4 protein-coding genes are annotated in these 4,871 nt (G+C 70.7%); 2 read left to right on the plus strand and 2 right to left on the minus strand.

All coding sequences use genetic code 11. The features are described from left to right. Positions 1-7: 7 nt before the first annotated feature. Positions 8-1,330 carry an LCP family protein gene (locus tag KN815_RS27055; RefSeq protein ID WP_216344523.1) on the minus strand — a complete coding sequence of 441 codons (1,323 nt, stop codon included), beginning with the start codon at positions 1,328-1,330 and terminating at the stop codon, positions 8-10. Between the two features lie 107 nt (positions 1,331-1,437). Between KN815_RS27055 and KN815_RS27060 the strand changes: the two genes are divergently transcribed. Beyond that, complete coding sequence (locus tag KN815_RS27060; RefSeq protein ID WP_216344524.1) at positions 1,438-2,022, plus strand: acyl-CoA thioesterase; 585 nt, start codon at positions 1,438-1,440, stop codon at positions 2,020-2,022. Between the two features lie 49 nt (positions 2,023-2,071). Here the strand turns inward: KN815_RS27060 and KN815_RS27065 are convergent, their stop codons facing one another. Then, positions 2,072-3,526, minus strand: coding sequence for an LCP family protein (locus KN815_RS27065; RefSeq protein WP_216344525.1), 1,455 nt, complete (start codon positions 3,524-3,526; stop codon positions 2,072-2,074). A gap of 218 nt (positions 3,527-3,744) precedes the next feature. Between KN815_RS27065 and KN815_RS27070 the strand changes: the two genes are divergently transcribed. Next, positions 3,745-4,761: a glycosyltransferase family 2 protein gene (locus KN815_RS27070; RefSeq protein ID WP_216344526.1), complete on the plus strand. Its 1,017-nt coding sequence runs from the start codon at positions 3,745-3,747 to the stop codon at positions 4,759-4,761. Positions 4,762-4,871 lie beyond the last annotated feature (110 nt).

A 4,871-nucleotide genomic window follows, 5' to 3' on the forward strand; every position in this document is an offset into this window, starting at 1 on the left:
GCTTGGATCAGTTGCTGGAGACCGTGACCTTGTCGTCGTTCTTCAGCTCGCTCATGAGCTGCTTGACCTTGGTCATGTCCCACTGCACCGCGCTGCCCTTGGAGGTGGCCAGGCCGGGGTTGGAGACGGGCATGTTCATCTGCTTGCCGTCACCGCCGGAGACGCTCTTCATCGCGAAGAACATGTCCTTCACGTCCCACAGGCTCATGTCCTTGTCGACGACCAGGTTGTCCAGGCCGGCGCCCATCGTCGGGTAGAGCTTGAACGGGTTCATGATCGTGCTCGGCGAGGCCGCCTTGTTGGCCAGCGCGGAGAGGAACTTCTGCTGGTTCTTGGTGCGGTCCAGGTCGCCGCCGGCGAGGCCGTAGCGCTGCCGGACGAAGGCGAGCGCCTGCTGGCCGTCCAGCGTCTGCTTGCCCTTCTTCAGGTCATTGCCGGACTTCTTGTCCTTCATGTCCTGCGGGACGTCGATGTCGACGCCGCCGACCCCGTCCACGAGATTGGCGAAGCCGTCGAAGCCGATCTCCGCATAGTGGTCGATCTTCAGGCCGGTGTTGTACTCGATCGTGCGGACGAGCAGCGAGGGGCCCTCGGAGGAGTACGACGCGTTCAGCTTGTTCTGGCTCTGCGGGATCCGCCGGCCGCTCTCCGAGCCGGTGAAGGCCGGAATGGTGACCCAGGAGTCACGCGGGAGGCTGACCATGGTGTTCCCGTTCTCACCGACATGGAGAAGGATCATGGAGTCGGTGCGGCGGCCGTCGGCCGAGCCGGTGTGCAGCTTCTTCTTGTCCGCGTCGGACATGCCCTCGCGGCTGTCCGAACCCACGATCAGGTAGTTGGTGCCCTTGCCGCCGCCCGGCCGGTCCTCGACCTTGCTGAGGTCGACCTCGTTGCGGAGCTTGGAGTCGGCCCAGATGTAGGTGCCGATGCCGACGGCGAGCAGCAGGACGACCAGGGTGACCAGGCCGATGGTTATCCGGCGCTTCCAGTTCTTCGGCCTCACCGGACGCGGGCCGGGGCCGCCCGGACCGCCGGGGCCGTGGGGGCCACCGCCGCCCGGTCCGCCGTTGCCGTGGCCGTAGACCTGCCCCGTGTTGTAGCCGTCGTCGTAGTCGTCATAGCCCTGGGACGCCTGCTGCCGCGGAATGGTGCCGTGCGGCGAGAGGTCGGGCGGCAGTGGCGGTTCGTTGTAGGGCGGCGGACCGCCCGCACCGGGCGCCGAGCGCCTCACTTGCGGCATGGCGCGGGCCCCCTCCGGTTCGGGGCTGCCGCTACCACGTCCGTACCGGCCGCTGCGGTCGCCGGTCGATCCCTGGGGCCATTCGCTCATGCAAGGCAGTGTGCCTGGTCGAGTGGGTCGCCTTACAGGGCGGGGGCCGGATCGGGGCACGGCTGTTGCAGACCTGATAAGAATCCGGTCCGCATAAGGTGGACGGCATGACCAATCAGGCCCACGGTGCGGAACCGGAGCTTCCGGGTAAGCCCACCTCCGCATCCCGTACCACGCTGTCACACATCATGACGGGCAGTGACACCAATCTCCTCGGCACCGTCCATGGTGGCGTGATCATGAAACTGGTGGACGACGCGGCCGGAGCGGTCGCCGGCCGCCACTCCGAGGGGCCCGCGGTCACCGCGTCGATGGACGAGATGGTCTTCCTCGAACCGGTCAGAGTCGGCGACCTGGTCCATGTGAAGGCCCAGGTCAACTGGACCGGCCGGTCCTCCATGGAGATCGGCGTACGGGTGCTGGCCGAGCGGTGGAACGAGTCCACGCCCGCCACCCAGGTCGGCAGCGCCTATCTGGTCTTCGCCGCCGTCGACGCCGACGGCAAGCCCCGGCCGGTGCCCGCGGTCATCCCGGGGACCGAGCGGGACAAGCGGCGCTACCAGGAGGCCGAGATCCGCCGGACCCACCGGCTGGCCCGGCGCCGCGCGATCAAGGAACTCCGCGCCCAGCGCGTCGCCCCGCGCCCCGCCGACGACGTCGCCGACGACACCGAGGACGCCCACCGGCGGTGACTCCTCGGGTCAGAGGGCGATCCCTCGGGTCAGAGGGCGATCCCTCGGCTCAGAGGGCGTGCGTGGCGCCCTCGGGGCAGACGACCTCGTCGCCGGTGATGGCCTCGAACCCGGCAGGGTCGCTCCGCGGCTTCTCCACCCGGACCGGCCGCACATCTTTGTAGTCCGCGCCGATCGTGATCTGCATCACCGCGCCCTGTCCGACCACCGGCTTCAGCCGGGCCCCGGGCAGCGCGGCGGCCAGCGAGCGCACCGAGCGGTCCCAGACGGGGTCGTACGCGATCACCGTGTGCTGGACGTCGGGGGTCGCGGCATCGGCGGGGGAGCCGGTGGTGGCGAAGCCGGTGGCATGCAGCGCGCGGTCCGCGCGGCGGGCGAGCCCCGCCGTATCGGTGCCGTTGAGCACGTGCACCCGGACCCGGCCCGGGTCCACGTCGACCGGGGTGGCGCCGGACGGCTTCGGGTGGTGGGCGACCAGCGGCCGGTCCTCGCGGAGGGTGGTGAAGAGCCGCCCGGCCTTGGGCTGGTCCCAGCGGAGCGTGGAGCCGGCCCCCTGCACCGCGACGCCGGGCAGGATCACCGGGACCGAGGCGAACTCCGAGGACGCGGGGGTCACACCGCTCATCGCCCGTCCCAGGGCCACCATGTCCGCCGCCCCGAAGCCGTGATCGGCGCGGACCGAGCCCAGCAGGGCCCCGGCCACCCGGTTGAACCGCACCGGGTTGAGCAGGATGCCACCGGCCGTGGTCTGGTGGACCACGGCGGCCAGGAAGCGCTGCTGGCGCTGGATCCGGCCCAGGTCGGAGGTGCCGTCGACATGCCGGGAGCGGACGTACTGGAGCGCCTGGCCGCCGTTCAGGACGTGGGTGCCGGCCGCCAGGTCGAGCCCGGTGTGGTCGTCCTTCAGCGGCCGTGAGGTGCAGATCTTGACCCCGCCGAGCACATCGACCGTCTTCATGAAGCTGGTGAAGTCCACCTCGAGGTAGTGGTCGATATGGACGCCGGTCAGATGCTCCACGGTGCGCACGGTCAGGCTCGGCCCGCCCTCGGCGTACGCGGCGTTGAGCTTGCGCGGATGGCGCGGATGGCGCTTGCCGGTGGCGTCGGTGTACGCCGGGATCTGGGCGTACGAGTCGCGGGGCAGGCTGACCGCGCTGACCCGGCGGTGGTCGCCCGACAGATGCATCAGCACGATCGTGTCGGTGCAGCGGCAGGGGGCTCCGCCCAGCCGGTACAGCGCCTTCTCCCGAGGCGTGATCTTCTCCCGTCCGTCCGTGCCGACCACGAGGAAGTTGACGCCCCCGCCGGTGTTCTTCGGCCGGTTGTCCAGGCCGCCGAAGGCATCCACCCGGTGGATCCCGGAATCGAGCTCACTGACCAGCAGATGCCCGATGCCGCTGACCGCCAGCACCAGAGCGGCGCCGCCCGTGGCGAGCCGCAGCCCCCATCGGGGGCGGCGGGAGCGGGGGCGCGGCGGGCGCGGCGATCGGGCCGGTGCACTCACTCCGGGGACCTCCGTGAACGGGTGGGCTGGGCGGAACCGCCTCACCGTAGGCCCATACGACGATCGCTTTGACGGCCCCACGCCGCCCGGGTGGCGCACTGCCACCCGGGCGGCGCGTTCCGGTGTCGCCCATTCGCGGTAACGTGGGCGCGATATCGCAGTCTTTTGGGGCCCCACCCCCAGTCACCTGGGGCCCGGCCCCCGAACCCCGAGGTGCCATGCCCCCGCATCAGCTCCCGGCCGTCTCCGTGATCATGCCGGTGCTCAATGAGGAACGCCATCTGCGCAATGCCGTGCGGCACATCCTGGAGCAGGAGTACGACGGTGAGATGGAGGTGGTGATCGCGCTCGGCCCGTCCGCGGACCGCACCGACGAGATCGCCGCCGAACTGGTGGCGGAGGACCCCCGGGTGCATACGGTCCCCAACCCCACGGGCCGCACCCCCGCCGCCCTGAACGCGGCGATCAAGGCATCCCGCCATCCGGTGGTGGTGCGGGTCGACGGCCATGGCATGCTCTCGCCGAACTACATCGCGACCGCCGTACGGCTCCTGGAGGAGACCGGCGCGCAGAACGTCGGCGGGATCATGCACGCCGAGGGCGAGAACGACTGGGAGAAGGCCGTCGCCGCCGCCATGACCTCCAAGATCGGGGTGGGCAACGCGGCCTTCCACACCGGCGGCGAGGCGGCCCCCGCCGAGACCGTCTATCTGGGCGTCTTCCGGCGCGAGGCGCTGGAGCAACAGGGCGGCTACAACGAGGAGTTCATCCGCGCCCAGGACTGGGAGCTGAACTTCCGGATCCGCGAGGCCGGCGGGCTCATCTGGTTCTCGCCCGAGCTGAAGGTCTCCTACCGGCCGCGGCCGAGCGTGCGGGCCCTGGCCAAGCAGTACAAGGACTACGGGCGCTGGCGCCATGTCGTCGCCCGCTTCCACCAGGGCTCGATCAATCTGCGCTATCTCGCCCCGCCGACCGCCGTCGTCGCCATCGCGGCGGGCATCGTGGTCGGCGCGGCCGTCACCCCCTGGGCCTTGGTGATCCCCGGCGGCTATCTGGCCGCGATCGTCGCGGGCTCGGTCCCGGCGGGCAAGGGGCTTCCGGTGCCGGCCCGGCTGCGGGTCCCGGTGGCGCTCGCGACCATGCACATGTCCTGGGGCTGGGGCTTTCTGACCAGCCCGCGGGCGCTCGCCAAGCGGGTCATCGCCAGCCGCCGCCCGGCGGTCATGGCCCCGTAGCCCTACGCGAAGGGGCCGGACCCGCTGGTGGACGCTGTTGGCTAATCCGGCTTCCGGCCGTGACGTCGGCCTTCAAGACCCGGTTGTGGTTTTGAAGGCCGACGTTGGCG

It is taken from the genome of Streptomyces niphimycinicus, assembly GCF_018883605.1.
Taxonomy (GTDB): domain Bacteria; phylum Actinomycetota; class Actinomycetes; order Streptomycetales; family Streptomycetaceae; genus Streptomyces; species Streptomyces niphimycinicus.

Excerpts from the sequence above, each read along its gene's own strand:
- KN815_RS27055 (WP_216344523.1), bottom strand. The coding sequence starts at position 1,330 with ATGAGCGAATGGCCCCAGGGATCGACCGGCGACCGCAGCGGCCGGTAC.
- KN815_RS27060 (WP_216344524.1), top strand. The coding sequence starts at position 1,438 with ATGACCAATCAGGCCCACGGTGCGGAACCGGAGCTTCCGGGTAAGCCC.
- KN815_RS27070 (WP_216344526.1), top strand. The coding sequence starts at position 3,745 with ATGCCCCCGCATCAGCTCCCGGCCGTCTCCGTGATCATGCCGGTGCTC.